Raw genomic sequence first — 25,724 nt, 5'->3', positions numbered from 1 at the left:
GCCTTATCTATATGTGAATTAAAGCGTTGATGAAACTTAGTAAGCCATAGCTCATCGTCAGAGAAGAGGTTCCGCTTGGCAGCGAAAACTGCGAAGATCGGCTGGAAGAACCTTTCGGTGCTAGGATGGCCCAAAGCTCGTTTCGGAGTGTGGATGAACTCCACCGGTTGGACCCGTTACAAATCCGCACAAGGAGATTGGATTCGCTCTACGCCGTTGGCAAGGGGAGTACGAAACCAATAACCAGGGTGGTACCGCGATTATTCGTCCCTGTTAGCTGCAGGGGCGTTTTTTGTTTTTTGTAAACTTATCCTAAATATGGAGGCTCACAGAGATGAAAGCAAGTGAAATTCGTTCGAAGTGGTTGCAATTTTTCGCAAGTAAAGGGCATAAGGTTGAGCCGAGCTCCTCGTTAGTCCCGCACAACGATCCATCTTTATTGTGGATTAATGCAGGGATTGCACCGTTAAAGCCATATCTGGATGGACGTGAAATCCCAGAGAATCCACGGATTACGAATGCTCAGAAATGTATTCGTACCAATGATATTGAGAATGTAGGTAAAACACGTCGTCACCATACCTTTTTTGAAATGCTGGGCAACTTCTCTATTGGTGATTATTTCAAGAAAGAAGTTATTCCATGGGCTTGGGAGTTCCTAACAGATCCGCAATGGATCGGCTTTGATCCGAATCGGATTTCAGTAACCGTTCACGAAGATGATGAGGAAGCTTTTGACATTTGGAACAAACAAATCGGCATTCCAGAAGAGCGTATTTATAAGTTGAAAGAAGATAATTTCTGGGATATTGGTGAAGGTCCTTGTGGTCCTTGTACAGAAATTTTCTACGATCGCGGCGATAAATACGGTGACTTGTCTGATCCAGAGTGCTGGCCTGGCGGCGAGAATGAGCGTTTCCTTGAAGTGTGGAACCTTGTGTTCACACAGTTCAACCACAACTCCGATGGTAGCTACACACCGCTTCCTAATAAAAATATTGATACAGGCGCAGGATTGGAGCGTTTCGCTTCCATTCTTCAGGATGTTGACTCGAACTTCGATACCGATCTGTTCTTGCCGATCATTGAGAAAACGTGTGAGCTTACTGGTGTTACTTACCATGTAAATGAAGAGCATGATGTGGCTCTTAAAGTCATCGCTGACCATATCCGTACAGTAGCTTTCTCCGTTGGAGATGGCGTGCTTCCTTCCAATGAAGGTCGTGGCTATATCATTCGCCGTTTGCTTCGCCGGGCAGTTCGTTATGGGAAAGTACTTGGACTTGATAAACCATTCTTATTCAAGCTGGTGTCTACGGTTGGCGACATCATGGGTGTTTATTACCCAGAGGTTGTAGATAAGCGTGAGTTCATCGAGAAAGTGATCCGTACCGAAGAGGAACGTTTCCATGAGACGTTGAGCGACGGGTTGATCATTCTTGCCGAGATGGTTCAGAAAACGCAGCAAGCAGGCACGAACCAAATCAGCGGGCCGGATGCTTTCAAACTTTATGATACGTACGGCTTCCCGTTTGATTTGACGGAGGATTTTGCGTCGGAGAAGGGGTTAACCGTTGATCGTGCTGGCTTTGATGCTTCCATGAAGGAGCAGCGGGATCGCGCTCGTGCAGCTAGTAACAAAGAAGGCGGCATGAAGGTTCAAGGCGGACCACTGTCCGAATTAACGATTAAAAGCGAATTTGTTGGATATAATGAATTGGTAGTTACTGCTAATATCGAAGCGATTGTGCATGAGAATGAGCTCGTGGAGCTTGTCGGAGTTGGTGAGACTTGTCAGGTTGTTCTAGATCGTACGCCTTTCTATGCAGAGAGCGGTGGTCAAGTTAGTGATCATGGTACGATTCGTAATGGACAAGTCACTCTGCAGGTTGTTGATGTGATGAAAGCGCCGCATGGCCAACATGTACACAAGGTTATTGTTGAATCTGGCGTACTTCGCAAAGGTGACTCGGTAGAGGCGATTGTAGCGTCTGCACCACGTACGGATATCATTAAAAACCATACAGCGACTCACTTGCTGCATAAAGCCCTTAAGGAAGTGTTGGGCACGCATGTTAATCAAGCGGGGTCCCTCGTTGAACCAGATCGCTTGCGGTTTGACTTCTCTCATTTCGGCTCTATCACTAGTGAAGAGCTGCAAGACGTAGAACAACGTGTGAATCAACAAATTTGGAATAGCACGAATGTAGATATTTCCCTCAAAGCGATCGCAGAGGCGAAAGCAATGGGCGCTATGGCACTATTCGGTGAGAAGTATGGCGACATCGTTCGCGTTGTACAAGTCGGCGATTATTCCTTAGAGCTCTGTGGAGGATGTCACGTCCAAAATACAGGTCAAATCGGCTTATTCAAAATTGTAAGTGAATCAGGGATTGGCTCCGGCGTACGTCGGATTGAAGCCGTTTCTGGACGCAGTGCGTATGAGTATTTGGATGGTCAACTGCAACTGTTAAAAGAAGCAGCTGGCTTGCTGAAATCGAACATCACGGATGTTCCTAAACGCGTTGATGCTACCTTACAGCAATTGAAAGAGCTGGCGCGTGAGAATGAGTCACTTCGTGGAAAGCTTGGTCGTATTGAAGCAGGTTCGCTCACGGATCAAGTGAAACAAGTTGCAGGTGTTTCCGTTCTAGCAGCTCAAGTCAATGCGGCTGATATGGATTCTCTTCGTAACATCGTTGATGAAATGAAAGGGAAGTTGGGTTCGGCTGTTATCGTTCTCGGTGCTGCTGCAGAAGATAAAGTCAATCTAGTTGCTGCTGTAACACCTGATCTGGTTTCCAAAGGCTTCCATGCGGGTAAAATTATTAAAGAAGTCGCGGGGGCCGTTGGCGGCAGCGGTGGCGGTCGTCCAGACATGGCGCAAGCCGGTGGTAAGGATGCATCGAAATTGCAAGCGGCGTTAGCGAGTGTCGAGGGGCTACTTTCCCAATTCGTATAATTATTTTTCTAATGGACAGGAATTTTTAAAACCATAGAGAATATATCACATGTATAACGCAAGTTTTTTCAATTATTTTACAAAGGTCACAAGGAAGTGGGGTGCTCCTGATGAGTTCCATGGACAAAACGATGAAGTTCAATGTGAAGGCGGAAGAGATCGAAACTTCGCCGAAGGATGTATTGCTGGCGGTGTATGATGCTCTTCAGGAAAAAGGGTATAATCCGATTAACCAGATTGTTGGTTACTTGCTTTCGGGAGATCCTGCCTACATTCCGCGTCACAATAATGCGAGAAGCCTCATTCGTAAACGGGAACGGGATGAACTGATTGAAGAATTAGTTCGTGCTTATCTGGGTCAACACAAATAGAAGAAAAGAGAACCAGCATGAGATGGATGGGCTTGGATTATGGGGATAAAACCATTGGTGTCGCATTAAGTGATGAGCTTGGATGGACGGCCCAAGGGTTTGAAGTGATTCGACGCAATAAGCCGGGAGAAGACATTGAACGGCTTATACAGATTGTTAATGAATATGGCGTATCGCAGGTTGTAGTGGGGTTGCCCAAGAATATGAACAATACGATTGGCCCCCGCGGCGAGATTGCGATTGCCTTTTCGCAAGAATTAGAGCAAAAAATCAGTGTACCAGTACACCTATGGGATGAGCGATTAACAACCGTAGCTGCGACACGGACGCTTCTTGAAGCGGATGTAAGTCGGAAGAAACGGAAGCTAGTCATTGATAAGATGGCTGCACAGCTAATTCTACAAGGGTATATGGATGCCAATATGAAGAGGTGAATGAACATGTCCAAAGAAGAATTGCGTGAAGAAGAACCAGAAATCATTTACATCCCGGACGATGAAGGCAACGAAGAAGAGTTCGAGGTTATCATGAAATTCGAAGTGGACGGTTCAGATAAGAAATATATGATGGTTGTGCCTACAGACGGCGGAGACGAAGAATCCGACGAAGTGTATGCATTCCGTTACGAAGAAGATGACGATGGTGAGGATTTGAAGCTATTCACCATTGACGACGAAGAAGAATGGAACATTGTGGAAGAAACGTTCAACACCTTAATGGCGGAGTTCGATGAGGAAGAAGAAGCATGAGTTTGACAACACCTTCTGATGTATTGCGCAAAACTTACGGGGATGATATTCTGTTGTCTGACGACCAAAGTGAGTCGACGGTGTATCAACTTCTGAAAGAATTCGTCTATGAGAACCAAACATATGCTGTTATGCAATCGGAAGCCTTGAAGAAGGAAGAGGAAGTTGCTCTTTTTCGTGTCATTTCGGGTGCTGACGGTGAATATGAACTAGTTACCATTGACGATGACGATGAGTGGGAAACGGTTTCGGAGTTATACGACGAAATGGTTTTCCCTGAGCAAGACGATTTGTGAGAAGTAGATAACCGAGCGGATGTATCCGCTCGGTTTTGTTGTGCATATGGTTAATGCTAGTAAGGGAAGCTACAGCCAAGGCTTGATGAGGGATGTTCTTAGGAGGAATCGAAGCGTTGTGAATATGGATGATGAGCTAGAAGAATTACAGAAGCCTAAGCGTAGAGTGCTGAAATGGGTATTGATTAGCTTTAGCATCGTTGTGTTGCTTGTTCTCGGTACAGCGGGTGGCATTGGATTGTTTATTGCAAGTGCGCTGCAGCCAGTTGATGCTACTGACCAAGAGGTCCGTGTATCGATTCCGCAAGGCTCCAGCTCGATACAGATCGCAGATGAATTAGAAACCAAAGGTCTCATTAAGAATTCCTCCATTTTCACGTACTATTTAAAGTTTAAAAAGCAGGGCTCCAAATTTCAAGCTGGTGAATATGCGATGAAGCCAGGTATGACATTTGAAGCCATGATAGATATGCTCAACAAGGGAGATGTTGTGAAGGAAGAAATGATTCGCATCACGATTCCTGAGGGCTTTACAATTGAGCAGATCGCCACGAAAGTGAGCGAACAGAGTACTTGGAAGAAAGAAACGTTTCTGGGGCTTGTCGATGATCCTGCGGGTTTTAAAAATGAGTCAACGCTATCAATTCCGGACACTAAAAATATCAGACATCGACTAGAGGGATATATATTCCCTGAAACGTACGAATTTAAGAAAGGTTCTACCGAAAAGGAGTTTGTCGAACGTTCATTAGACCAACTAGACAAGATGCTCGCGACGCTTCCACCTGATTGGAAGGACAAGTTAAAGGCTCGTAATCTCTCGATACACCAGATGCTGACGATTGCTTCGTTGATTGAGCGGGAGGTTGTTGTTGATTCTGAGCGTGCTACTGTTTCCGGGGTCATCGTGAATCGTTTGAAAATGAACATGCCGCTTCAGATTGATGCGACGGTACAGTATTTATTCGATAAGTCAAAGGAGCGTTTATTGGAAAAGGATCTTCAAATCGAGAGTCCATATAACACGTATTTGAATACTGGCTTGCCACCAGGTCCGATTGCGAGTCCTAGTCTTGCCTCGATTAAGGCAGCAATCTATCCGGAGGAAACGAAATATGTTTTCTATGTGACGAAGAAGGATGGAACTATGGGTCATTTGTTTGCAGAAACCTTTGAAGAGCATAAGAAGAATATTGCCAATAGTAAGAAGGCCACGAATTAAGTTGACAGAAGGTAGGTAAGCACGTGAATAAACCAGAATTAGTTATCAGCTGTGGTTCAGTCGCTGATTTGAAACAAATGATACTTGCAGGTGCAGATGCCGTTATTATAGGGGAAGATCGCTATGGGCTTCGGCTGCCAGGCGAAGTGAAGCTGGATGAGATCGGGGAAGCCGTCGCATGGGCTCACGACCGGAACGCGAAAGTGTATGTCGCGGTCAACAATATTTTGGATAATCAAACACTCGTAGGTTTAAAAGAGTACTTAGCCGCCCTTCAGGCAAATGATGTTGACGCCATTATTTTCGGAGATCCAGCAGTCCTTATGACGGTTCGTCAATTGCCTAAGTCGCTGCCTCTTCATTGGAATGCGGAAATGACTTCAACGAATTATGCAACCGCGAATTATTGGGGCAAGCAAGGCGCAGTTCGAGTTGTTCTCGCAAGAGAGTTGAACATGGAGCAGGTGCTGGATTTTAAAGCGAAGTCAGAGATTCCCGTTGAAGTTCAAGTGCATGGAATTACGAATATTTATCACTCCAAGCGTGAGCTTGTCAAAAATTATATGGCACATCAAGGAACAACACCGGAAGAGGATCGTTCGAAAGGACGAGGGCTATTTCTCATTGAACATGAACGACGCGACCAACGGTATCCTGTCTACGAGGATTGTAACGGCACGCACATTATGAGTTCTGAAGACTTTTGTATGCTGGAAAATTTGCCAGAGCTTATCGACGGAAATGTGGATAGTTTGAAAATTGAAGGATTGCTGAAATCATCGCAGTACAATGAAACGGTCGTGAAAAGCTATCGCGCTGCGATTGATGCTTATCTTGCGAATCCCGAAGGCTATGAGTTTCAGCAAGAGTGGCTGGATGCGATTGTGGAGCTTCAGGATCCTGAACGTGAACTTAGTTTCGGATTTTTCTATAAAGAACAGGTATATTGATCGAAGAAAGAAGGTGCACTCCTAGATGACGACAGCCGTAGAAGCACGAGCCAGGGGTAAACGTGTAAGACTTGATAAGCCGGAGCTTCTAGCTCCAGCAGGTAATTTGGAAAAGCTGAAATTTGCGATTCATTATGGCGCAGATGCTGTATATATCGGTGGACAAAAGTATGGTTTGCGTTCAAACGCCGACAATTTCTCCAAAGAGGAAATGCGTGAAGGCGTCGAATTTGCGAAGCAGTATGGTGCCAAAGTATTCGTAGCAACGAATATCTACGCACATAATGAGGATATTGAAGGATTAGATGAGTATTTACGAGGACTGCAGGAGGTTGGTATTTCAGCTATCATCGCCGCAGATCCCATCATCATGGAAACGTGTCGACGCGTTGCTCCGGAGCTCGAAGTCCACGTTAGTACGCAGCAGTCGGTAATGAACTGGCAAACGGTACAGTTCTGGAAAGATCAAGGGATCGAACGCGTCGTATTGGCGCGTGAGGTTAGCATGCAGGAAATCGATGAAATCAAGGCGCATGTAGATGTCGAGATTGAAGCTTTTATTCATGGCGCCATGTGCAGTTCTTATTCGGGGCGCTGTGTGTTGTCCAATCACTTTACGGATCGTGATTCGAACCGCGGCGGATGCTCGCAATCGTGCCGTTGGAAATATGATCTATTCACCAAGGATCACCCGCTTGATGCACCGTTGGCAACGGATTTTCCTATGTTTGCTGAGGATGACGATGCATTCACCATGGGCTCCAAGGACTTAAGCATGATTGATCATATAGCGGATATGATTGAATCGGGTGTGGATAGCTTTAAGATCGAAGGCAGAATGAAGAGCATTCACTATGTGGCAACAGTCGTGAATGCCTATCGTCAGGCGATCGATGCTTATTTCGAAGATCCTGAGCATTTCAAGCTCAATCCTGTGTGGCAGGATGAGATTCATAAAGCGGCGAATCGACCTTTGAACGATGGATTCTTTTATGAAGCGCCAGGTCATGAGGACCACATTTTTGAACCAGAAGATAAGGTCGTTGGTTTTGATTTCGTTGGATTGGTTATGGGGTATAACGCAGATAATGGTATTGCTCTTATTCAGCAAAGGAATCATTTCAAGCCTGGCCAAGAAATTGAGTTTTTCGGCCCTGAAGGGACGCATTTTAAACAAACGGTTGGCGTTATCCAAGATGAAGCGGGTCAAGAATTAACCGCAGCTAGACATCCCTTACAGTTAGTTCAGATAAAAGTGGATTTTCCTGTAAAAAAATGGGATATGATGCGTAAGAAAACAGGAAAATAGTACCATGGAAGCTTTCTCCAGCGTGAGTTATATTGGAGAAAGCTTTTTTTATTCTTTTATATCGTTTTATAGAGGATATTGGAAATGAATGTCGAAATTTACGTGTAACAATGCATGTAAACCTTTTCATTTGAGTAAGCAATCAAAAGAAGGTTAATTAGAAACTAATGGTGGTGAACGAAATGACAAAAAAACTCCAAGGTATCCGCTCCATTTTAAACAAAGTAGTTCAAGCAACTGGTCAAGTTCGAAGGGGTCGAAATGTTGACACTGTAGGTGGTGGATCAGCTTCACCGAATGGTACATACGCGTTCAAAGGTCCGAGCAACATTAAGCTCGAAAATCCTGTGAAATCTGTTGGTATGAAGTTATTTCTGATGTTTTTTATTAGTATTTTGTTTTTCGTTCTTGTAGTAGGGATGATTTCGTATTCTGTCTCCAAAAGTGTAATTAAGAATAAGGTGTCCGAATCCAGTTTACAAACCGTGACACAAGCAGGTCAGAAATTAGATTTCCTATATCAGACTTTTGATGATGTATCATTACAAATTATGTTGAATAAAGAATTGCAGGATTTACTTGATAAGGTTCCTAAATTAGAGGCATCATCCTATGAAGCACTAGATGTTACACGTCAATTGACAGAGAAATTAAACGTAGTGACCTTCTCTAACAAATCAATTAAAACGCTTCATTTGTATCGTCCTGATGGTAAGTTGATTGTGATTACTGGCGCTGGTGGCTCTCCGGCAACTGAAAATTCAGCTTCGACAGAGTGGTTTAAAGCAACAGTAGAAAACGCAGGGAAAGTAACTTGGTTAGATAGTCAAGCCAAAGGATACTCAAGCAGCTCCTCGAATACGTTTGCGATCAGCCGTCTGATGCGTAATACGTTAACGAACTCGTCAACTGCTGTTCTAGTCTTAGAGCTGGGCACAGACATCTTGACGAAAGAGCTGAGCGGCATGTCTTTAGGGGATGACAGCAATGTCATCATTACGAACACGGCCAATAAGAATATCGCATTAAAAGATATGAGTCAGATTGGCAAGGAATCTTCTATCCAACTTACGAAAGAACAGATTGAACAGGAACATGGTTCCTTTATCACGAAAGATGATCACTTGGTTGCTTTCTACAAGTCAGCTGTATCGGGCTGGAACTTAGTTGGTGATATTCCGGTCAGCGCGCTAGTGAAAGACGCGAAGAAAATTTACAACTACACGCTTCTGATCGCCTTATTTGCAGCGATTGCAGCGGTCATCATCGGTATCATCGTAGCTAGAATGATTGGTAGTCCACTCATTAATCTGCGTAACCTGATGCAGCAAGGTGCCAAAGGTAAACTTACGGTTCGCGCTAATTACAAGTCCAAGGATGAGATTGGACAGCTAGGTGCAAGCTTTGACGTCATGATGCAGCAGATCACGACATTGGTACAGCAAACGAGTACGTCTGCACAAGCTGTATTTGAAACAGCGCAAGAGTTGACGAACTCTTCTAAAGTAACGGCAACAGCGGCAAGAGAAATTGCTGTAGCGACGGATGAGATTTCCAATGGCGCAGGCGGTTTGGCGACGGAGTCTGAGAAGGGTAACGAGCTGACGCACCATATCGGCATTCAAATGAAGCAAGTTATTGAAGCCAATCTTGAGATGGGAACTGCGGCGGCGGATGTACAAACGTCCAGTGAGCTTGGGACGAAGTACATGTCAGAGTTGATTGCCAAAACGAATCTGACGGAAGAAATGATCCGCTCCATGGTTGATAAAGTGGATAAACTGAAAGAAAGTACACGTTCGATCCGTAAAATTTTGGATCTGTTGAATAACATTTCGAAGCAAACGAATATCTTGTCTTTGAATGCCACAATTGAAGCGGCACGTGCAGGTACGGCGGGCAAAGGCTTCATGGTCGTTGCGGATGAAATTCGTAAGCTTGCTGATCAATCCAAACAATCTATTGATGTTGTTGGGCAAATTACGGAAACGATTCAAGGCGAGATCGATGAAACCGTTAAAGTTCTTTCAACAGCAACCCCAATCTTCCAAGAACAGATTATGGCTGTTAAAGAAGCAGATACGATTTTCAAACAAGTAACGAATCATATGGGCGGATTTATTGTTCAGTTGAGTACCGTTAGTGATTCCATTTCTACACTAGAACAATCACAAGTGGTGCTATCAGATGCCATGACGAATGTCAGTGCAGTTGCTGAGGAATCGTTGGCGACTTCCGAGGAAGTGGCTTCCCTAAGTTCCGAACAGCTGAGTATTAGTGATGGTTTGGTGAAATTGTCGGACAAGCTGGATCAACTATCCCAATCATTGACCGATACATTATCCAAATTCGAAGTGTAATAGCAAGTCGAGTCCACTCTCCATTAGGAGGGTGGATTTTTTTTGTGTTTTCGCAGTGTAGAAGCGGTTTGATGTGAAGTTAGAATGCCGATACTGATAGCAATAAGGTCAATTGAAGCATATAAAAGGGGATCGTACCATGAGTGAGAATCAATTATCATCGATGGAGAAGAGACGTATGTTTTTGATGCTCTTTTTGATTCTGCTTTTATTTCTAGGTATATTCGTTAAATTATTCTGGATCCAAATCGCCGCAACGGAAAGCTATTCATCACGAGGAATCAATTTGGTGAAAAATTCCGTGATTCAACGGCAACGCGCACTTGTCTTAGAGAGCGGAAGAGGCGAGATACTAGATCGCAATCTACAGCCATTGACTGGCAAAATTGTGAAAGCGCTGGTCGCTTTCCCGATCAATAGCGAATTTGCAATGAATGGGCAGGAGGTGAGCCAATTAGCACGTATTCTGAAGACGAATAAAGAGGGTTGGTTATCCTTTGCTCGTAATTTGAAAGAGCCGCAAGTATGGGGGACGCAAGATGGGGGGAAGGCACTCTCGTTGAGTTCCCAACAAGTGAAGGAGATAGATGGGTTAGGCTTAGCGAATATTAAGGTAGTTGAAATGGAAGACCGCTATCCTACTGGCATGACAGCACGTCAGCTAGTTGGCTTTATCGGTCAAAATCCAGATCGTGTAATGCAACTCTACGGCTCGGATTTGGAAAAAGGGCGACTTGCTCTGACTTCGAAGATTGGCGGAGCAGGCCTTGAGAAGTCGTTCGACGCATGGCTTCGCGGTGTGGGTGAAACCTCGATATCCTATTTCACGGATGCGGGGAAGAGGCCTCTAGCGGGATTGGACGCACGGATGATTGCACCGGATAACTCTTTCTACCCTGTGAAGCTAATTACGACCTTAGACAGCCATGTGCAGCAGCAAATTGAAGCTCTAATGGATAAGCTGAATATTCGCGAGGGAGCGGCAGTTGTGCAAGAGGCTGCACAAGGTGATGTTATCGCAATGGCGAGCAGGCCGAACTACAATCCTTTACAAGTAGATCTAGCCAGTAATAATTGGAGTAATTATGCAATCAAGGCGACGGCTCCTGGTTCGATTTTCAAAACAATTGTAGCCGCGGCAGCGTTGGATGAGAAGGTTGTGACACCTACGGAAACATTTGATTGTGAAGGGGCGCTCGGGAAGTATGGCTTTACTTGCTGGCGGAAAGATGGGCATGGACCTTTAACCTTAGAAGAGGGATATGCGCAATCGTGTAATATCGTGTTCGCGAATGTCATGCGGCGTCTAACTGCCGCTCAATTAGAGAAATATGCCAATAAGTTAGGTGTTTTAAATGAGGTAGGTTGGACAGGGAAAACGGATACGAGAGATGCTTTTGAACAATTTGATTCCGAAGAGAGAGGGCAATTATTTGCTGCACATACCCCTGAGAATGATGAGGGGGTACTCATGCAAACGGCGATTGGTCAAAGGGACGTCAGAATGACTCCACTGCAGGCTTCAAATATGGTTGTGACCTTGTTGAATGATGGGAAGGGTTTTACCCCTAGAGTTGTGCAAGAAATCCAATATCAAACGGGACGTGAGATGGAGGCATTTCCTGTTAAAAGCTTAGCTTCTGATGATGGAAAAATATCAGCTGCAACGAGTCGTACTTTGCTGAGTTGGATGAGGGAGGTTGTCACAGAAGGAACAGGTCAAAGTCTGCAAGGTGCGAAGTGGAAGCTGGCGGGTAAATCAGGGACAGCGCAGATTCAAAATGGTAATCAAGAGAAAGTAAATCAATGGTTCATTGGCTATGGACCTGTGGAGACTCCTCGTTATGCCGTATCTGTCGTAATCAAAAATACAGACCCAACAGAAAGTAATAAGGCGATTCCTTTATTTAAGGGGATCATGGACATTTTGGCGAGCCAAGGGTTGTCAAACAGCAAATAACAGGTATGATGGATGTTAAGCCTATTTAGCTATCCAGGCTGATGACACATACTAAACTCAGGAGACCTAACATAATGGCGACCCAACTGCCTTCAACCTTACGCTTGCTAGATCGTTCAAATGATACCGAATCTAAACCGATTTTATATGCTTTTGCTTTAGAAGAGCTCTTATGCCGTGCAATTGGGCAAGGAACATCACCCATCTTACATATTTGGCGGCACCCGCGTGCATTCGTCATGGGGTTAAGAGATAGCCGATTGCCAAGCGCAGCGAATGCAGATGAATGGCTGCGAAGTCAAGGTTATGATACGGCTGTACGTAATTCTGGCGGAGCAGCAGTACCTTTAGATAAGGGAGTCGTTAATATTTCTTTGCTGCTCCCGAAGGAAGCGGGAGATATGGAGCACCGCAAAGATTTCGATCTGATGGTTGGAGTGATTCGAGAAGTGATGGCTTCCATTACGGATCAAATTGACCAAGGGGAAATTATCGGTTCATTTTGCCCAGGAGAATTCGATCTGAGCATTGGAGGGCGTAAATTTTGCGGTATTGCACAACGTAGACAGCAGCTTGCTATTTCAGTACAAGCTTTTCTAATTGTTGAAGGGCACGGCGAGGAGAAGGCTGCATTAGCTCGTGGTTTTTATGAAAGAGCTGCCATATCAGCAACCAAACATGACTATCCGATTGTGGTTCAGGAAAGCATGTCAAGTTTAGCGGAGTGTTTGCACTTGCCATTAACAGCGGAGTTGTTTGTTGAGCAACTGCGACAGGTAATGAACAATCGTGGCATTTCGTTTGCTCAAGCTGAGGAGATCGCCGGCTATCCCGACGATTCTCAGATACATGAAATGATTACGCTAATGAAGGATCGCTATGGGATTTCACCCTAAAAAATAATGCAGCGCCGCTGGCAGTTCAATTTGCCAGAAACCCCATATATGCTTGCCAGGTTTCTCTGTATAGTGAAGCGTGGCATTTTTGTCTTGCAAAAACGTGTGCGTCAGTCTGTTTTCCCGGACGAAATCGAAGGTACCCCGCTCTGTTGTAACGTCAGTTTCGTCTGTGCCGATTAACATATAAATCTCAAGCCAAGATAAGTCATCTTCTTGTTTAATTCTTTCACGAGTTATGTCGAAAAATGCGCCTGACAAGGATATAACTCGGCAAAAAAGGCTAGGATAATCTAAGGCGAGATGCAAGGAAACTGTTCCACCAAGTGAATCTCCTGCAAGAATGCGTTCTGATCGGTCCGTACGGACGGGATAGCGGCTTTCTACATAAGGGAGAAGCTCCTCTGCGAAGAATTGACAGTAGGCATCATGACGCTCTCCTTCAGGGGCATATTCGGATGTTCGATTCGCATTATTCACATCGACACCGACGACGATGGCAGGCTCTAGATCCTCATCAAGGATTAATCGAGTAAGAGTTGTAGCAATTCTGCCGAAATTAAAGAACTGTTCACCATCTTGACAGTAAATAACGGGATAAGAGAGCAGTTCGTTATAACCAGGGGGGAGATAGATCCGCAGGGGACGATTTTCTCCGAGCAGGCTCGAGGTTAGTTCATCTTTTACAATAGTACGCTTATACAAACGGGAGTCGTCTAGCATCGTGGATCTCCTTCGCAATTGGGGTAGGTGTATTATAGCAGTTGTTGTTTCCCTATAAACTGTATTATATATTTTGTTAAACTGTACTATTCACTGACAGTAAAAAAGGTGAGATACCCCGCCACTACTGGTGTACAATTCACCAAAACAGGATTATAATAATACTATAACAGAAGTTCAGATAGTAGGCACCAAAATCATATAAGAGGTGAAATGGTATGAGTAAGCCACTTGTCAGCCAAGCAAATTATGAAGTGACCACAGAAAAGGTTGAGCCATTGCAGGTTCTTGCTCCAGATGGCACAGTCGTAAATCCCGACAAAATGCCGAAGCTTAGCGATGAACAATTAAAAGAATTAATGAGAAGAATGGTATTCACACGCGTATGGGATGAAAGAGCAGTCAATCTAGGTCGTCAAGGCCGTCTTGGTTTCTATGCACCAGTTTCTGGTCAAGAAGCATCCATGATTGGTAGTGAATTTGCCCTGAATAAAGACGATTTCATTTGCCCGGGTTACCGCGATATGCCGCAATTGGTATGGCACGGTCTTCCGCTTTATCAAGCATTCTTGTATTCCCGCGGTCATCAACACGGCGGACAAATTCCGCAAGATGTTCACGTACTTATGCCACAAATTATTATCGGCGCACAAATTCTTCACGCAACAGGCGTAGCGATGGCTTTCAAAAAGCGCAACCAACCGCGTGTAGCAATCACATACACAGGTGACGGCGGAAGCTCCGAAGGCGATTTCTATGAAGGTATGAACTTTGCAGGCGCATTTAAGTTGCCTGTCATTTACTTTGTACAAAACAATGGTTACGCAATTACAACACCATATTCGAAACAAACAGGAGCACTTTCTGTTGCACATAAATCCGTTGCTGCGGGTATCAAAGGCGTGCAAGTAGACGGCATGGACGTTCTAGCTGTTGTTCAAGCGGTTACTGAAGCTGCTGAAAGAGGACGCAGAGGCGAAGGCGCTACGTTGATCGAAGCATTGACATACCGTTTCCGTCCACATTCCTTGGCGGATGATACGACGAAATACCGTACCAAAGACGAAGAGTCCGATTGGGAACCAAGAGATCCGCTTACACGTATGCGTTTGTTCTTGACGAAAAAAGGTCTTTGGAGCGAAGAAGAGGAAGCGAAAGTAAAGGAAGAAGCGAAAGCTACTGTTGCTGAGCACATCAAAAAAGCGGAAGAAACAGAGAAAATGACAGTCGCTGGTTTGATCGACTCCATGTTCGAAGTGACACCTTCACATTTGGAAGAACAAAAAGAATTGTATAAATAGAGCAAACGTTCGAAACAAGTTTTAACTTTAGGAGGCACAGAGTAGTCATGGCACAAATGACAATGATTCAAGCGATAAAAGACGCGATGCGCGTAGAATTAGAAAGAGATCCTAATGTTATTTTGTTCGGTGAAGACGTTGGTAATGTTGGTGGCGTGTTCCGTGCAACAGAAGGATTACAAAAAGAATTCGGCGAAGAGCGCGTATTCGATACGCCTCTTGCTGAGTCCGCAATCGGCGGACTTGCGGTTGGTTTAGGCGTACAGGGCTTCCGCCCAATCGCTGAAATCCAATTCGTAGGTTTCATCTACGAAGCACTTGACCAAATTTGCGTGCAAGCAGCTCGTATGCGTTACCGTTCCGGCGGTCGTTATAACTCCCCAATCGTATTCCGTACGCCGTTTGGCGGCGGTGTAAAGGCGGCTGAGCTTCATACTGATGCACTTGAAGGTCTACTTGTTCAAACACCAGGGATTAAAGTTGTTGTTCCTTCCAATCCTTATGATGCGAAAGGACTACTAATTGCAGCTATTCGCGATAATGACCCTGTTTTCTTCATGGAGCATTTGAACTTATACCGTGCGTTCCGCGGCGAAGTACCAGAAGGCGAATATACAGTCGAACTTGGTAAAGCGAATGTTGTCAAAGAAGGATCTGACGTAACAATCATTACTTACGGCGCTATGGTTCACACTTCCATGAAGGCCGCTGAAGAAATCGAAAAAACAGAAGGCGTGAAAGTCGAAGTTATCGACCTTCGTACACTTCTTCCATTGGATATTGATACCATTGTCACTTCCATTAAGAAAACAAATCGCGCGATTATCGTTCAAGAAGCGCAAAAAACATCTGGAGTAGCTGCAGAGGTTATTGCTCAAATTAATGAAAAAGCGATTCTACATCTGGAAGCGCCAGTTCTACGTATTTCACCACCAGATACGGTGTATCCATTTGCACAGATCGAAGATGCTTGGTTGCCAAGTCCAGCAAGCGTTATTGCTGGAATTAAGAAAGTACTTGAATTCTAATTCACCCAGTCGAAGGTAACAGGAGGTCGTACACGTGGCATTGTTTGAATACAAGTTCCCAGAGCTTGGTGAAGGCATACATGAAGGCGAGATCGTGAAAATGTTAGTTAAAGCGGGTGACACCGTAACTGACGAAACGATTCTTATGGAAGTACAGAATGATAAAGCAGTCGTTGAAGTTCCTTGTCCGGTTGAAGGCAAGATCGTCAGCGTTGCAGTCAAAGATGGACAAGTCTGCACAATCGGTGAGCTTGTGATGACGATTGAAGTGACAGGCGAGATGCCTGCGGCTTCGATGCATCACGGATCCAGCCACGCGGCACCAGCCGTGGCTGTAGCAACACCACCTGCTGCGGCACCTGCGCCAGCAGCAGTAGCAGCACCAGCAGCAGCGCCTGCAGCTGCTGTACCAACAGCAGCCGCGCCAACGGGTGGCGCGGGCCGTGAAGTGCTTGCGACGCCTAGCGTGCGCAAGCTGGCAAGAGAGAAAGGCATCACACTCGCAGAGGTGACGCCTACAGGGAAGCACGGCCGAGTAACACGCGAGGACGTGCTTGGCTTCACAGGAGCTGGCACAGCCGCAGCTCCGGCAACAACAGAAGCAGCGTCATCAGTAGCTTCTGAAACGACAACAGCACCTGCGGCGTCATCAGTGCAAGTAGTAACATCTGGCGATCGCGTCGAAGAACGGATTCCGTTCAAGGGCATCCGTAAAATCATCGCGAACGCGATGGTTAAATCCGTGTACACGGCTCCGCACGTGACATTGATGGATGAGATCGACGTGTCGGCACTTGTCGCTCTTCGTAACCGTACGAAGCCTCTAGCAGAGAAAAAAGGCGTGAAACTGACATACCTTCCTTTCATCGTGAAAGCATTGGTAGCAGCTTGCCGTCAATTCCCGGTCATGAACGCGATGATCGACGAAGAGAAGCAAGAAATCGTCTACAAAAAGTACTACAACATCGGGATCGCAACAGATACAGACAACGGCTTGCTCGTTCCTGTTATCCATGATGCTGACCGTAAAAACGTATGGTCCGTCGCAGCAGCGATTAAGGATTTGGCTGTGCGCGGTCGCGAGGGCAAATTGTCTCCGAACGAAATGAAAGGCGGCACCATTTCGATCACGAACATTGGGTCTGTTGGCGGTATGTTCTTCACACCGGTAATCAACTTCCCAGAAGTTGCGATCTTGGGTGCAGGCCGTATCACGGAGAAGCCAGTTGTGAAAAACGGAGAAATCGCTGTTGGACACGTTATGGCGCTTTCTTTGAGCTTCGATCACCGTATCGTAGACGGAGCGACAGCACAAAGCTTCTTGAACTACATCAAACAGCTTCTGGCTGATCCAGAGCTTCTCGTCTTGGAGGTGTAACATCATGGTTGTAGGAGATGCTTCTTTAGATATCGATTTGTTGGTTATCGGCGCGGGTCCTGGCGGTTACGTTGCTGCGATTCGCGCAGCACAGCTTGGACAAAGTGTTCTTATTGTTGATAAAGACGCTTGGGGCGGCGTATGTTTGAACCGTGGCTGTATCCCATCCAAAGCTTTGATCTCAGCAGCTCATACGTATGAGCACGCTCAGCATGCCGATAGCATCGGAATCTCCGTAGAGAACGTAAAAGTGGACTTTGCGAAGGTACAAGCTTGGAAAAACAGCATTGTTGCTAAACAAACAGGCGGCGTTAGCGGCTTGCTAAAAGGCAACAAGATCCAAACGTTCCAAGGTGAAGCGATGTTTATCAACGAGCACGAAGCGCGTGTGTTCAATGATGCAGAAGCACCGCGTTACCGTTTTAAAAACTGTATTATCGCAACAGGTTCCCGTCCGATTGAGTTGAAAGCTTTCCCTTACGGTGGAAGAATCATCTCTTCAACAGAAGCGTTGAACTTGCCTGAAATCCCGAAAAGCATGATCGTTATCGGTGGTGGTTATATCGGGATCGAGCTTGGCCAAACGTATGCGAAATTCGGTACGAAAGTGACTGTGTTGGAAGGCTCTGATCACGTGCTTCCTGGCTTCGAGAAAGAATTAACGAAGCTGGTTGCTAAGAACTTAGAGAAAGTTGGCGTAGAGGTTCATACCGAAGCGTTAGCGCAATCCTGTACGAAAACAGACAACGATGTTACGGTTACATTCACAGTTAAAGGTGAAGAGAAACAAGTCACAGCAGATTACGTTCTTGTAACGGTTGGTCGTCGTCCGAACACAGATGGTGAACTTGGTCTAGACCTGATTAACTTGAAAATGACAGACCGCGGTTTGATCGAAGTCGATAACCAAGGTAGAACGAGCATTCCTCACATTTTCGCAATCGGTGATGTTGTTCCTGGTCTTTCCTTGGCGCACAAAGCTTCCTATGAGGCTAAAGTGGCGGCTGAAGCGATTGCTGGTCACGCAAGTATCGTTGATTACAAAGCAATGCCTGCTGTCGTATTCTCCGATCCGGAGATTGCTGGCGTTGGTCTAAGCGAAACCGAAGCGAAAGCGCAAGGAATCAATGTTACCATTGGTAAATTCCCTTATGCGGCTAACGGACGTGCGAACTCTTTGAACGCGGCTCAAGGCTTCGTGAAGCTTGTCGGCGACAAAGAAACAGGTCAATTGCTTGGTGGACAAATCGTAGGACCAGAAGCTTCGAACTTGATCGGTGAGCTAGCGCTTGCTGTAGAGATGGGCGCTAACCTGGAAGATATCGCACTTACAATTCATGCACATCCAACATTGACAGAAATGATTATGGATGCCGCTGAAGGTGCACTTGGACACCCGATTCACCAACTTGGCAAATAATTTTTTTCATACGGTTATTTCATGCCTTTAGATAAAAGTCCCGAGAGTTTGGCTGTAAGCCACTCTACGGGACTCTTTTAATTCACAGGAGGAATTCGGAACGTATTTACATACATAGCCAAGAATAAATAGACCGAAGCATACACATGCCGAGGTCTTATTTCTTTTTCCCGCATACAATGAACTATTGACAGACTGAGATACCAATAGGGGGAATTTCCATGTTCAAATGGATGTTCGTTACGCTAGTAAGGCTTTTACTTCCGTGCTTGCGTCTGTTTGTGTTGCTTGCTTTTAAGGTGAAAGTGACGGGCATGGCAAAACTCGATATGACGGGAAAAACAGTGCTCATTCCGAACCACGTATCGTTGTTGGATGCGGTGGTGCTCGCTTTGATCTTGCCTAAAGATGTGGCATTCGTAGTGAATACGAACATTGCCAAGCGATTTGCGTGGATACTTCATTTCAGAGCTCATATTACTGTAGACACCTCGAATCCTTATGCGGTACGTACCATGCTGAAAACGATTCAAAGTGGAACACCCCTTGTCATTTTTCCAGAAGGACGGATCACGACAACAGGTGGCATGATGAAAATATACAGCGGCATCGGGTACCTTGCCTTACGATCTCAGGCTCGAATTGTACCGATTTCTATTGCAGGTTTGGAGTATTCGAAGCTATCGTATTTACGTGGGAAAATAAAGCAACGCTGGTTACCGCAGGTGAACATTACGTTTGGTGAAGCTTTTCAAGTCCCCGCAGGGGATGAGCGCTTCACTAGGAAAGTTCAAAAGGAGCAAGCGACCGAGGAGATCCGCACTAAACTGTTAGATCATTTGCTGGATAGTCGCCTTCAACCCGAAGTTAACTTATTCAACGAACTGCTCGCGGCAGCTCAAAGGCACGGTCAATCGAGAGTCATTTGCGAAGATGTGATGAGTCATACTGCATTGACGTATCGGAAGCTGCAGTTGAGTAGCTATACATTGGCAGTTCGGTTGGGCAAGCTTTTGGATGGACAAAAGCGGGTTGCCTTATTGCTTCCCAATGCCGCGGGACATGTGGTGACGTTGTTTGCCCTATTCCGATTAGGCGTTACGCCAGCGATATTGAATTACTCTGCCGGTAGGCAGGCAATGCTGGAAGCTTGTGAAACGGCCGAAGTGAGTACCGTACTGACGTCTAGAGTTTTTATCGAGAAGGCGGGTTTATCCGATTTTATCCAGAGTGCTAGCAGGTTATTCACGCTTATTTATCTGGAGGATGTTAAGGAAGCGCTAACTTTACAAGATAAGTTCCATGGTTTGTTGGACTTTTTGATGCGGAAGAAGGGGCAAGTGGGTGCTGGTCTTAATGAAGCTGTGCTGTTCACTTCAGGCAGTGAGAGTAAACCGAAGGGTGTCGTCCTGACGCACCGAAATATTTGCGCGAATATTCAGCAGGCAAGGCTTGTTATTGCCTTTAATAGTTCAGATAGTGTGCTTGGCAGTATGCCGATGTTTCATTCGTTCGGCCTGACTGCGGGGACGATGCTTCCGATTCTTTCGGGGGTGAAGCTGGTTCTATATCCCAATCCCTTGCATTACAAAGTCATTCCAGAGCTCGTGTATGACCGGAATATTACGATTCTATTCGGCACGTCAACGTTTCTTGGTGCTTACGCGAGAACGGCGCATCCTTATGATTTTGCTCATTCCTTGCGTTATGTTGTGGCTGGTGCCGAAAGGCTGAAAGAGGAAGTGCGCCAAATTTGGCAGGATAAATTCGGAATTCGCATTCTAGAGGGCTATGGAACGACGGAAACGACGCCCGTTATATCACTAAATACACCGATGCATGGGAAGAAAGGTTCAGTAGGCAAATTACTGCCAGGGATTGAGGCTGTGGTGGAAGCGGTAGATGGGATTGCGACAGGTGGTCATCTGCTCGTTAGAGGCCCGAATGTGATGAAAGGGTATTTGATTCATAGTCGGGGCTTCGTTCCTGCGTCGGAGTGGTATAGCACCGGGGATATTGTGACGTTGGATGATCAAGGTTACTTGTTCATTCAAGCGCGATTGCAGTCTTTTGCTAAAATAGGTGGCGAAAAAGTATCGCTTCTCATGGTCGAAGAGCTTGTATCTAAGAGTTTGGCCGCACCTGCGGTTTGCGCTGCTGTCCATGTGCCTGATCGGCGAAAAGGCGAGCGAATCATTGTTTTTCACACCAGTAAGGTGAGCCCTCTTGAAGCGCTCCGCGAGTTGATGAGGCAGGAGGGGCAGCCCGTGATTTATATGCCTTCTGAGTTTCGCTATATCGAGAAGCTGCCACTATTGGGGAGTGGGAAGATTGATTATGTGACGATGAAGCAATGGGCACTGACAAGCGATGGTGAAGGTAAAGGTAAACCCACAGCTTAAGCTGTGGGTTTTGAACGTATGACGGTAATGGCGGCAGGTAGGAGTTCGATTTGAAGAGGAGTGGAACCGGCGAACTCTCCGTCTGCTTGGACAAGCAAGGGCTTTTCTGTCCGAATAGAGATCGATTTTCCTTTATAAAAAGTTACAGCAGGATGCTCGGTGTGCTTGCCTTGGTACACGGTGAAAAGAACGGGCAGGAGGCGAAGGCGGCTCTTGCTTTGAATAACAACAACATCGGCCATACCGTCTGTTGGACTTGCTGTCGGGCAAATTTGAATGGCGCCTCCGTAAAAAGGGATATTCGCAACGGCAGCCAGCCACATATTGGGTAATTTCGTTACGCTTCCGTCTACCTCTATCCATGCGGTGGAAGGTTGATAGGTTGCGAACACACGAAGGATAGAGATGAAATAAGATAACCTACCAAGTCCAAGGCGGTTGAGGAATTTTTTGTAGCTGGCTTCATTCGTAAGTTTGGCGACCATGCCGTCAAAGCCTGCGCCGATGCTATTAACTGCCACTTGATTAATCTGACTGGCATGAAGTAGGTCAATTTGCAATGTGTCGGCGGCATGTAGGGCAATGTGTAGTGCTTCCAATGGATGATTAGGTATACCGTAGGCTTTTGCAAAATCATTGCCTGTTCCTGCCGGGATAACCGCGAGGGAGCAGACTGGGGAGGAACCGTTGCTATTCTGATGCTGCCAAACGCCACCTGCTGCTTCATGAACGGTGCCATCTCCGCCAATGATAATAATCTGCCGAACGTGATGCTCTTGAATCAGTGTAATGGCATGTTGCGTTGCTTCACCTGCTTGGGTTGTTAATTTGGCTAAATAAGAGATTCGATTCGCTTGGAGGTAAGCTTGGATGTCTCCCCAAATGTTAGCTCCTCTGCCATTGCCTGAAAGCGGGTTCACAATAATTCCGATTGATTCCATGTGTATTTGCCCCTTATCTTTTCGTTGAGGTGGTAGTTTTTGGTAAGTGAAATGATTGCTGTACGTAGGTTTTATACGAATTTTCCTTTACATAAGGGGCACTGTTTTGTAAAATAAACCATAGGTAAATTAATTATTTTTGATGTTAGATTTTATGCCATGGAAAAGATTTCTATATGATTTACACTCGGGGGGAGAATGGGTAACTTTGAAATTGAAATCGGAATTGAACAGCATGCATAGCACAGGAAAGCTCAACGTCAACCTGTCCATCCTTCGTAATCTGAAACTTCGTTTTAAATTGCTGTTCATGAATGCGATTGCCATTTTATTTTTATTAATTGTAGGGATTACGGGCTATCATTATATGGACAAGATGTCTAGCAACTCTACTAGAATGTACGAGGAAAGTCTGCTATCTGTCAAATGGATTAATCAACTAAAAACAAATTTCAATGAAACCGAGTCTAATTTGCTAGAGATGATGCTATCCACGGATGTGAAATATAAGGCTAAGTTAAAAGCCAAGTTGGATGAGAATGCGGGTACGAATAAAGATTTAGTTACGAAAATTGCAGGGATTGCGCTCAATGAGGAAGAGGCCGGAGCCTTCAAAATCTTCGAGGAATTGAACCTGAAATATCGTGAATTCGTCACTAAAACCATGGATCAAGCGACGCAAAATAATCAAGTTGCTTATCAGGTTTACAATAATGAAGTATCCCCGCAAGGTGATAAAACGGTAGAGGCATTAGATAAGCTTGTAGGGCTCAAAGAATCGGCGGCTGAACAATTCCAGAAATCCAGTAGTTCGGATTCAGCAACCTCGCATTGGGTCATTATACTAACGATCATCATTGCAATTATTGTGATGACCTTGGGTGCATTGACGTTGGATATGATCATTTCTACACCTATTCGCAAACTCCAAGAAAACATGGAAAAGGCAGCCGGTGGAGATCTGTCCGTAAAAGGGGACTACCCTTATGGGGATGAGGTAGGTAAGTTAACGAATTCCTTTAATGTCATGACAGGGAGCTTGCGCAGCCTAGTTATGCAAATCTCGGATAATGCTTTAACACTTTCAGCGAGTTCCGAAGAGCTTCTTGCTAGCTCAGAGCAAAGCTCTTTGGCGGCAAAGCAGGTTGCAACTTCTAGTCAGCAGTTATCGGAGGATTTCGATAAGCAATTTGCTGGTGTGACGCAAGCGAATGAGGCCGTTGGTCTTATGCTGACTAGCACGAAGCAAATTGATGAGTCGGCGCAAGTGGTTGCTACGCTAGTGAATCAAGCGACACAGGCCGCTCAGCATGGTAAGCAATCGGTTGTTTCGATCGCGGGGCAGATGTCTGAGATTTCAGACGCGGTCCGTGACGTTAATGTGGTTATCGAAGCTTTGGGTAAAAATGCACACAAAATTGGTGAAATCGTCAATGTCATTAACGAGATTTCGACGCAGACGAATCTGCTTTCCTTGAATGCAGCGATTGAAGCAGCTCGTGCAGGGGAAGCTGGACGCGGCTTCGCGGTCGTTGCTGGGGAAGTGCGCAAACTTGCGGAGCAGTCGTCCACTTCGGCGCGAAACATTACGGATCTTGTCTCGACGATCCAACGACAGATCAATCAAGCTGTTAGCTCCATGCATGCAGGAGCAGGAAAAGTGCAAGAGGGATTGACGATTTCGGCAGAAGCACAGGAATCGTTCGTACATATCGAGACTTCGGTCGAGAAAGTGAATACGAAAGTGGAAGATGTGAATCGGAACATCCACCAGCTTGTAGATGCGAACTTGCGCATCGAGCAAGTGATGCGCATCGTGAGCTCCGTTTCGGAGACGGGGATTTCCGTCAGCCAAGAGACATCCGCTGCGAGTCAGCAGCAAATGTCGACCACGGAGGAAATCGAGAATTCCGCGAAGTCACTGGCAGGACTAGCGGAAGAATTGCAAATTTCGCTGCAGAAATTTAAGGTGTAAAGTGAACCCGCGGGCGTTGTGCCGCGGGTTTTTGGTTTGGTGTGCCGGAGTTAAGCGAATCGGCCGCAAAAGGTGCAGTTAGTGATGAAAAACATCACTAAAGCAGATGGAGCAGGATAAATCAGCCGCAACCCATGCTGTTAGTGATGAAAAACATCACTAAAGCAGGTGAAGCGAGGTAAATCAGCCGCAAGTCATGCTGTTAGTGATGAAAAACATCACTAAAGCAGGTGAAGCGAGGTAAATCAGCCGCAAGTCATGCCGTTAGTGATGAAAAACATCACTAACGCAGGTGGAGGTAGATGTTGTACTATCCCATCATTTGCTGAAGTATTTCAACTGTAGGGCGGTAGCATCGGATCCGTTGCGTCCCTGTTCCTGCAGGTTCAAGCATGTTTTTCTCATGCATGACCTTGAGCAGTTGGCGTGCTTTCTGAGCTTCGATAGCGAGTACTTGGCATACATCTTGAGTTGTAAGGATATTATTACTGGAAATCGCATAACGCAAAACTTCCTTCTCCACGTAGTTTATCAATTTGATTGAACCATTGTTCATACCCAGATAACGGCCCATAAATTGTTGTAAGACTTGTTGGCACATACGTGGGCGATCTTTGATATCGTCGTAAGAGAAACGGAGGATTTTCCAGCCATCGATGATGAGGTGGTTTTGACGAATGAGGTGATCCGAGAATTGGGAGCGGCTAATTTGCGAGGCGTGGGTTGTGAAACCGTCGATTTCGATAGCAAGTTTGAGTGTATGTTTGATAAAAGCAAAATCAAGGAATCGGGTTCCATCTCGGAAGTCTTTCACTTCATATTCGGGATGAAGATCGTTGAAATGTTTAAAAGCAGGCCACCAAACCTGCAAGAGAAATAGTTTTTCAGCATGACTATGGCCCTCCAGCAGTCTGCGAAGCGAGTCACCTTTTCGAGTAGACGCGTGGTAAGCGATAAATACATCATGTGCAACTTCGAATGCTTTTTTCATGTGGATACCTCCTTGAAATCAATAAAGCCGCTTCTCATGAGCAGCCAAGGCTGAACTTGAAAAGCGGCGTATGCTTTACGACCAACTATGTCAACATTGTAGCACACACACTCCGTATATCACCACCGTATTGACACTCATGTATTATTATTATATAATATTGAAGTTGATTGAAATGAAACCATATAAACACTTCATATTTAGCCTCATTTACCCCACACGAACGATTAGCGAGAAGAAAGTAACCCCCTCTCCTTGTTTGTTTTTCTCCCAATGCGCAGTCCATCAGCTCATTTATGGTAAACCCGAGGCAACGTAAGTGTTTCGGCAGTAAGTGTTTGTAACGCAATTCGCACTGGCGCGGTCATTGGAGCCGCAAGGATGAAAGAGAGGTAGGGCTTTCATTGTTTTGATATTCCAACACATGAATTACGCAATTTCATAGAGATCAATTGATGTTTAGATAATCGTTTTCGTGCTGATCAGGTGC

20 protein-coding genes are annotated in these 25,724 nt (G+C 45.5%); 17 read left to right on the top strand and 3 right to left on the bottom strand.

Annotation, left to right across the window (positions count from 1 at the left end; all coding sequences use genetic code 11):
- The first annotated feature begins 334 nt into the window (after positions 1–334).
- The 11 genes from alaS (at position 335) to ACSQ8O_RS20250 (ending at position 13,075) form a co-directional block, all read left to right on the top strand.
- Positions 335–2,962 carry an alanine--tRNA ligase gene (gene alaS, locus ACSQ8O_RS20300; RefSeq protein WP_436243139.1) on the top strand — a complete coding sequence of 876 codons (2,628 nt, stop codon included), beginning with the start codon at positions 335–337 and terminating at the stop codon, positions 2,960–2,962.
- Between the two features lie 110 nt (positions 2,963–3,072).
- Entirely contained in the window at positions 3,073–3,333 is a 261-nt protein-coding gene (locus tag ACSQ8O_RS20295; RefSeq protein ID WP_028555746.1) for an IreB family regulatory phosphoprotein, read from the top strand.
- A gap of 17 nt (positions 3,334–3,350) precedes the next feature.
- The gene (ruvX, locus tag ACSQ8O_RS20290; protein WP_436243138.1) at positions 3,351–3,767 is read left to right on the top strand and encodes a Holliday junction resolvase RuvX; all 417 of its coding nucleotides are present in this window, start codon (positions 3,351–3,353) and stop codon (positions 3,765–3,767) included.
- 6 nt (positions 3,768–3,773) lie between these two features.
- Positions 3,774–4,082: a DUF1292 domain-containing protein gene (locus ACSQ8O_RS20285; RefSeq protein WP_056610485.1), complete on the top strand. Its 309-nt coding sequence runs from the start codon at positions 3,774–3,776 to the stop codon at positions 4,080–4,082.
- On the top strand, positions 4,079–4,378 hold the full coding sequence (locus ACSQ8O_RS20280) for a DUF1292 domain-containing protein (RefSeq protein ID WP_056610487.1): 300 nt from the start codon (positions 4,079–4,081) through the stop codon (positions 4,376–4,378). Before ACSQ8O_RS20285 ends, ACSQ8O_RS20280 begins: the two co-directional genes overlap by 4 nt.
- A gap of 124 nt (positions 4,379–4,502) precedes the next feature.
- Positions 4,503–5,600, top strand: coding sequence for an endolytic transglycosylase MltG (mltG, locus tag ACSQ8O_RS20275; protein WP_436243921.1), 1,098 nt, complete (start codon positions 4,503–4,505; stop codon positions 5,598–5,600).
- 23 nt (positions 5,601–5,623) lie between these two features.
- Positions 5,624–6,550: a peptidase U32 family protein gene (locus ACSQ8O_RS20270; RefSeq protein ID WP_436243137.1), complete on the top strand. Its 927-nt coding sequence runs from the start codon at positions 5,624–5,626 to the stop codon at positions 6,548–6,550.
- A gap of 25 nt (positions 6,551–6,575) precedes the next feature.
- Complete coding sequence (locus ACSQ8O_RS20265) at positions 6,576–7,859, top strand: peptidase U32 family protein (protein WP_436243136.1); 1,284 nt, start codon at positions 6,576–6,578, stop codon at positions 7,857–7,859.
- A gap of 182 nt (positions 7,860–8,041) precedes the next feature.
- Positions 8,042–10,219, top strand: coding sequence for a methyl-accepting chemotaxis protein (locus ACSQ8O_RS20260; protein ID WP_436243135.1), 2,178 nt, complete (start codon positions 8,042–8,044; stop codon positions 10,217–10,219).
- Positions 10,220–10,358: 139 nt separating this feature from the next.
- Positions 10,359–12,179, top strand: coding sequence for a peptidoglycan D,D-transpeptidase FtsI family protein (locus ACSQ8O_RS20255; RefSeq protein ID WP_436243134.1), 1,821 nt, complete (start codon positions 10,359–10,361; stop codon positions 12,177–12,179).
- A 74-nt stretch (positions 12,180–12,253) separates the two neighbouring features.
- Complete coding sequence (locus ACSQ8O_RS20250) at positions 12,254–13,075, top strand: lipoate--protein ligase family protein (RefSeq protein WP_436243133.1); 822 nt, start codon at positions 12,254–12,256, stop codon at positions 13,073–13,075.
- Here the strand turns inward: ACSQ8O_RS20250 and ACSQ8O_RS20245 are convergent.
- Positions 13,067–13,798 carry an alpha/beta hydrolase gene (locus ACSQ8O_RS20245; RefSeq protein ID WP_436243132.1) on the bottom strand — a complete coding sequence of 244 codons (732 nt, stop codon included), beginning with the start codon at positions 13,796–13,798 and terminating at the stop codon, positions 13,067–13,069. The two genes, ACSQ8O_RS20250 and ACSQ8O_RS20245, sit on opposite strands and share 9 nt — an antisense overlap.
- Before the next feature lie 218 nt (positions 13,799–14,016).
- Between ACSQ8O_RS20245 and pdhA the strand changes: the two genes are divergently transcribed.
- From pdhA to ACSQ8O_RS20220, 5 genes are all read left to right on the top strand, one after another.
- A complete protein-coding gene (gene pdhA / locus ACSQ8O_RS20240) occupies positions 14,017–15,099 on the top strand; it encodes a pyruvate dehydrogenase (acetyl-transferring) E1 component subunit alpha (RefSeq protein WP_068665588.1) in 1,083 nt (360 codons plus the stop codon).
- Between the two features lie 47 nt (positions 15,100–15,146).
- Entirely contained in the window at positions 15,147–16,127 is a 981-nt protein-coding gene (locus ACSQ8O_RS20235; protein WP_057311951.1) for an alpha-ketoacid dehydrogenase subunit beta, read from the top strand.
- A gap of 34 nt (positions 16,128–16,161) precedes the next feature.
- Complete coding sequence (locus ACSQ8O_RS20230) at positions 16,162–17,505, top strand: dihydrolipoamide acetyltransferase family protein (protein WP_436243131.1); 1,344 nt, start codon at positions 16,162–16,164, stop codon at positions 17,503–17,505.
- A 4-nt stretch (positions 17,506–17,509) separates the two neighbouring features.
- Positions 17,510–18,925, top strand: a complete 1,416-nt coding sequence (gene lpdA, locus ACSQ8O_RS20225; RefSeq protein ID WP_056610503.1) for a dihydrolipoyl dehydrogenase — start codon at positions 17,510–17,512, stop codon at positions 18,923–18,925.
- Positions 18,926–19,146: 221 nt separating this feature from the next.
- Complete coding sequence (locus ACSQ8O_RS20220; protein WP_436243130.1) at positions 19,147–21,327, top strand: AMP-binding protein; 2,181 nt, start codon at positions 19,147–19,149, stop codon at positions 21,325–21,327.
- Here ACSQ8O_RS20220 and ACSQ8O_RS20215 read toward each other — a convergent pair.
- Positions 21,324–22,268, bottom strand: coding sequence for a diacylglycerol/lipid kinase family protein (locus ACSQ8O_RS20215; RefSeq protein ID WP_436243129.1), 945 nt, complete (start codon positions 22,266–22,268; stop codon positions 21,324–21,326). The two genes, ACSQ8O_RS20220 and ACSQ8O_RS20215, sit on opposite strands and share 4 nt — an antisense overlap.
- Before the next feature lie 208 nt (positions 22,269–22,476).
- On the opposite strand from ACSQ8O_RS20215, the gene ACSQ8O_RS20210 reads away from it, so the two are divergent.
- Complete coding sequence (locus tag ACSQ8O_RS20210; RefSeq protein ID WP_436243128.1) at positions 22,477–24,243, top strand: methyl-accepting chemotaxis protein; 1,767 nt, start codon at positions 22,477–22,479, stop codon at positions 24,241–24,243.
- Between the two features lie 310 nt (positions 24,244–24,553).
- Here ACSQ8O_RS20210 and ACSQ8O_RS20205 read toward each other — a convergent pair whose 3' ends face one another.
- Complete coding sequence (locus ACSQ8O_RS20205) at positions 24,554–25,234, bottom strand: DUF559 domain-containing protein (protein ID WP_436243127.1); 681 nt, start codon at positions 25,232–25,234, stop codon at positions 24,554–24,556.
- Positions 25,235–25,724 lie beyond the last annotated feature (490 nt).

Source organism: Paenibacillus sp. LjRoot56, assembly GCF_964253335.1.
In the GTDB taxonomy this organism is placed as follows: domain Bacteria; phylum Bacillota; class Bacilli; order Paenibacillales; family NBRC-103111; genus Paenibacillus_E; species Paenibacillus_E allorhizoplanae.
The sequence above is the reverse complement of the archived record's forward strand: the minus strand, read 5'-3'. Positions and strand labels throughout refer to the sequence as shown.

Bases quoted from the DNA above. Each gene is read 5' to 3' on its own strand.
- alaS (WP_436243139.1), top strand. From the start codon at position 335: ATGAAAGCAAGTGAAATTCGTTCGAAGTGGTTGCAATTTTTCGCAAGT.
- ACSQ8O_RS20295 (WP_028555746.1), top strand. From the start codon at position 3,073: ATGAGTTCCATGGACAAAACGATGAAGTTCAATGTGAAGGCGGAAGAG.
- ruvX (WP_436243138.1), top strand. From the start codon at position 3,351: ATGAGATGGATGGGCTTGGATTATGGGGATAAAACCATTGGTGTCGCA.
- ACSQ8O_RS20285 (WP_056610485.1), top strand. From the start codon at position 3,774: ATGTCCAAAGAAGAATTGCGTGAAGAAGAACCAGAAATCATTTACATC.
- ACSQ8O_RS20280 (WP_056610487.1), top strand. From the start codon at position 4,079: ATGAGTTTGACAACACCTTCTGATGTATTGCGCAAAACTTACGGGGAT.
- mltG (WP_436243921.1), top strand. From the start codon at position 4,503: ATGGATGATGAGCTAGAAGAATTACAGAAGCCTAAGCGTAGAGTGCTG.
- ACSQ8O_RS20265 (WP_436243136.1), top strand. From the start codon at position 6,576: ATGACGACAGCCGTAGAAGCACGAGCCAGGGGTAAACGTGTAAGACTT.
- ACSQ8O_RS20260 (WP_436243135.1), top strand. From the start codon at position 8,042: ATGACAAAAAAACTCCAAGGTATCCGCTCCATTTTAAACAAAGTAGTT.
- ACSQ8O_RS20255 (WP_436243134.1), top strand. From the start codon at position 10,359: ATGAGTGAGAATCAATTATCATCGATGGAGAAGAGACGTATGTTTTTG.
- ACSQ8O_RS20250 (WP_436243133.1), top strand. From the start codon at position 12,254: ATGGCGACCCAACTGCCTTCAACCTTACGCTTGCTAGATCGTTCAAAT.
- ACSQ8O_RS20245 (WP_436243132.1), bottom strand. From the start codon at position 13,798: ATGCTAGACGACTCCCGTTTGTATAAGCGTACTATTGTAAAAGATGAA.
- pdhA (WP_068665588.1), top strand. From the start codon at position 14,017: ATGAGTAAGCCACTTGTCAGCCAAGCAAATTATGAAGTGACCACAGAA.
- ACSQ8O_RS20235 (WP_057311951.1), top strand. From the start codon at position 15,147: ATGGCACAAATGACAATGATTCAAGCGATAAAAGACGCGATGCGCGTA.
- lpdA (WP_056610503.1), top strand. From the start codon at position 17,510: ATGGTTGTAGGAGATGCTTCTTTAGATATCGATTTGTTGGTTATCGGC.
- ACSQ8O_RS20220 (WP_436243130.1), top strand. From the start codon at position 19,147: ATGTTCAAATGGATGTTCGTTACGCTAGTAAGGCTTTTACTTCCGTGC.
- ACSQ8O_RS20215 (WP_436243129.1), bottom strand. From the start codon at position 22,268: ATGGAATCAATCGGAATTATTGTGAACCCGCTTTCAGGCAATGGCAGA.
- ACSQ8O_RS20205 (WP_436243127.1), bottom strand. From the start codon at position 25,234: ATGAAAAAAGCATTCGAAGTTGCACATGATGTATTTATCGCTTACCAC.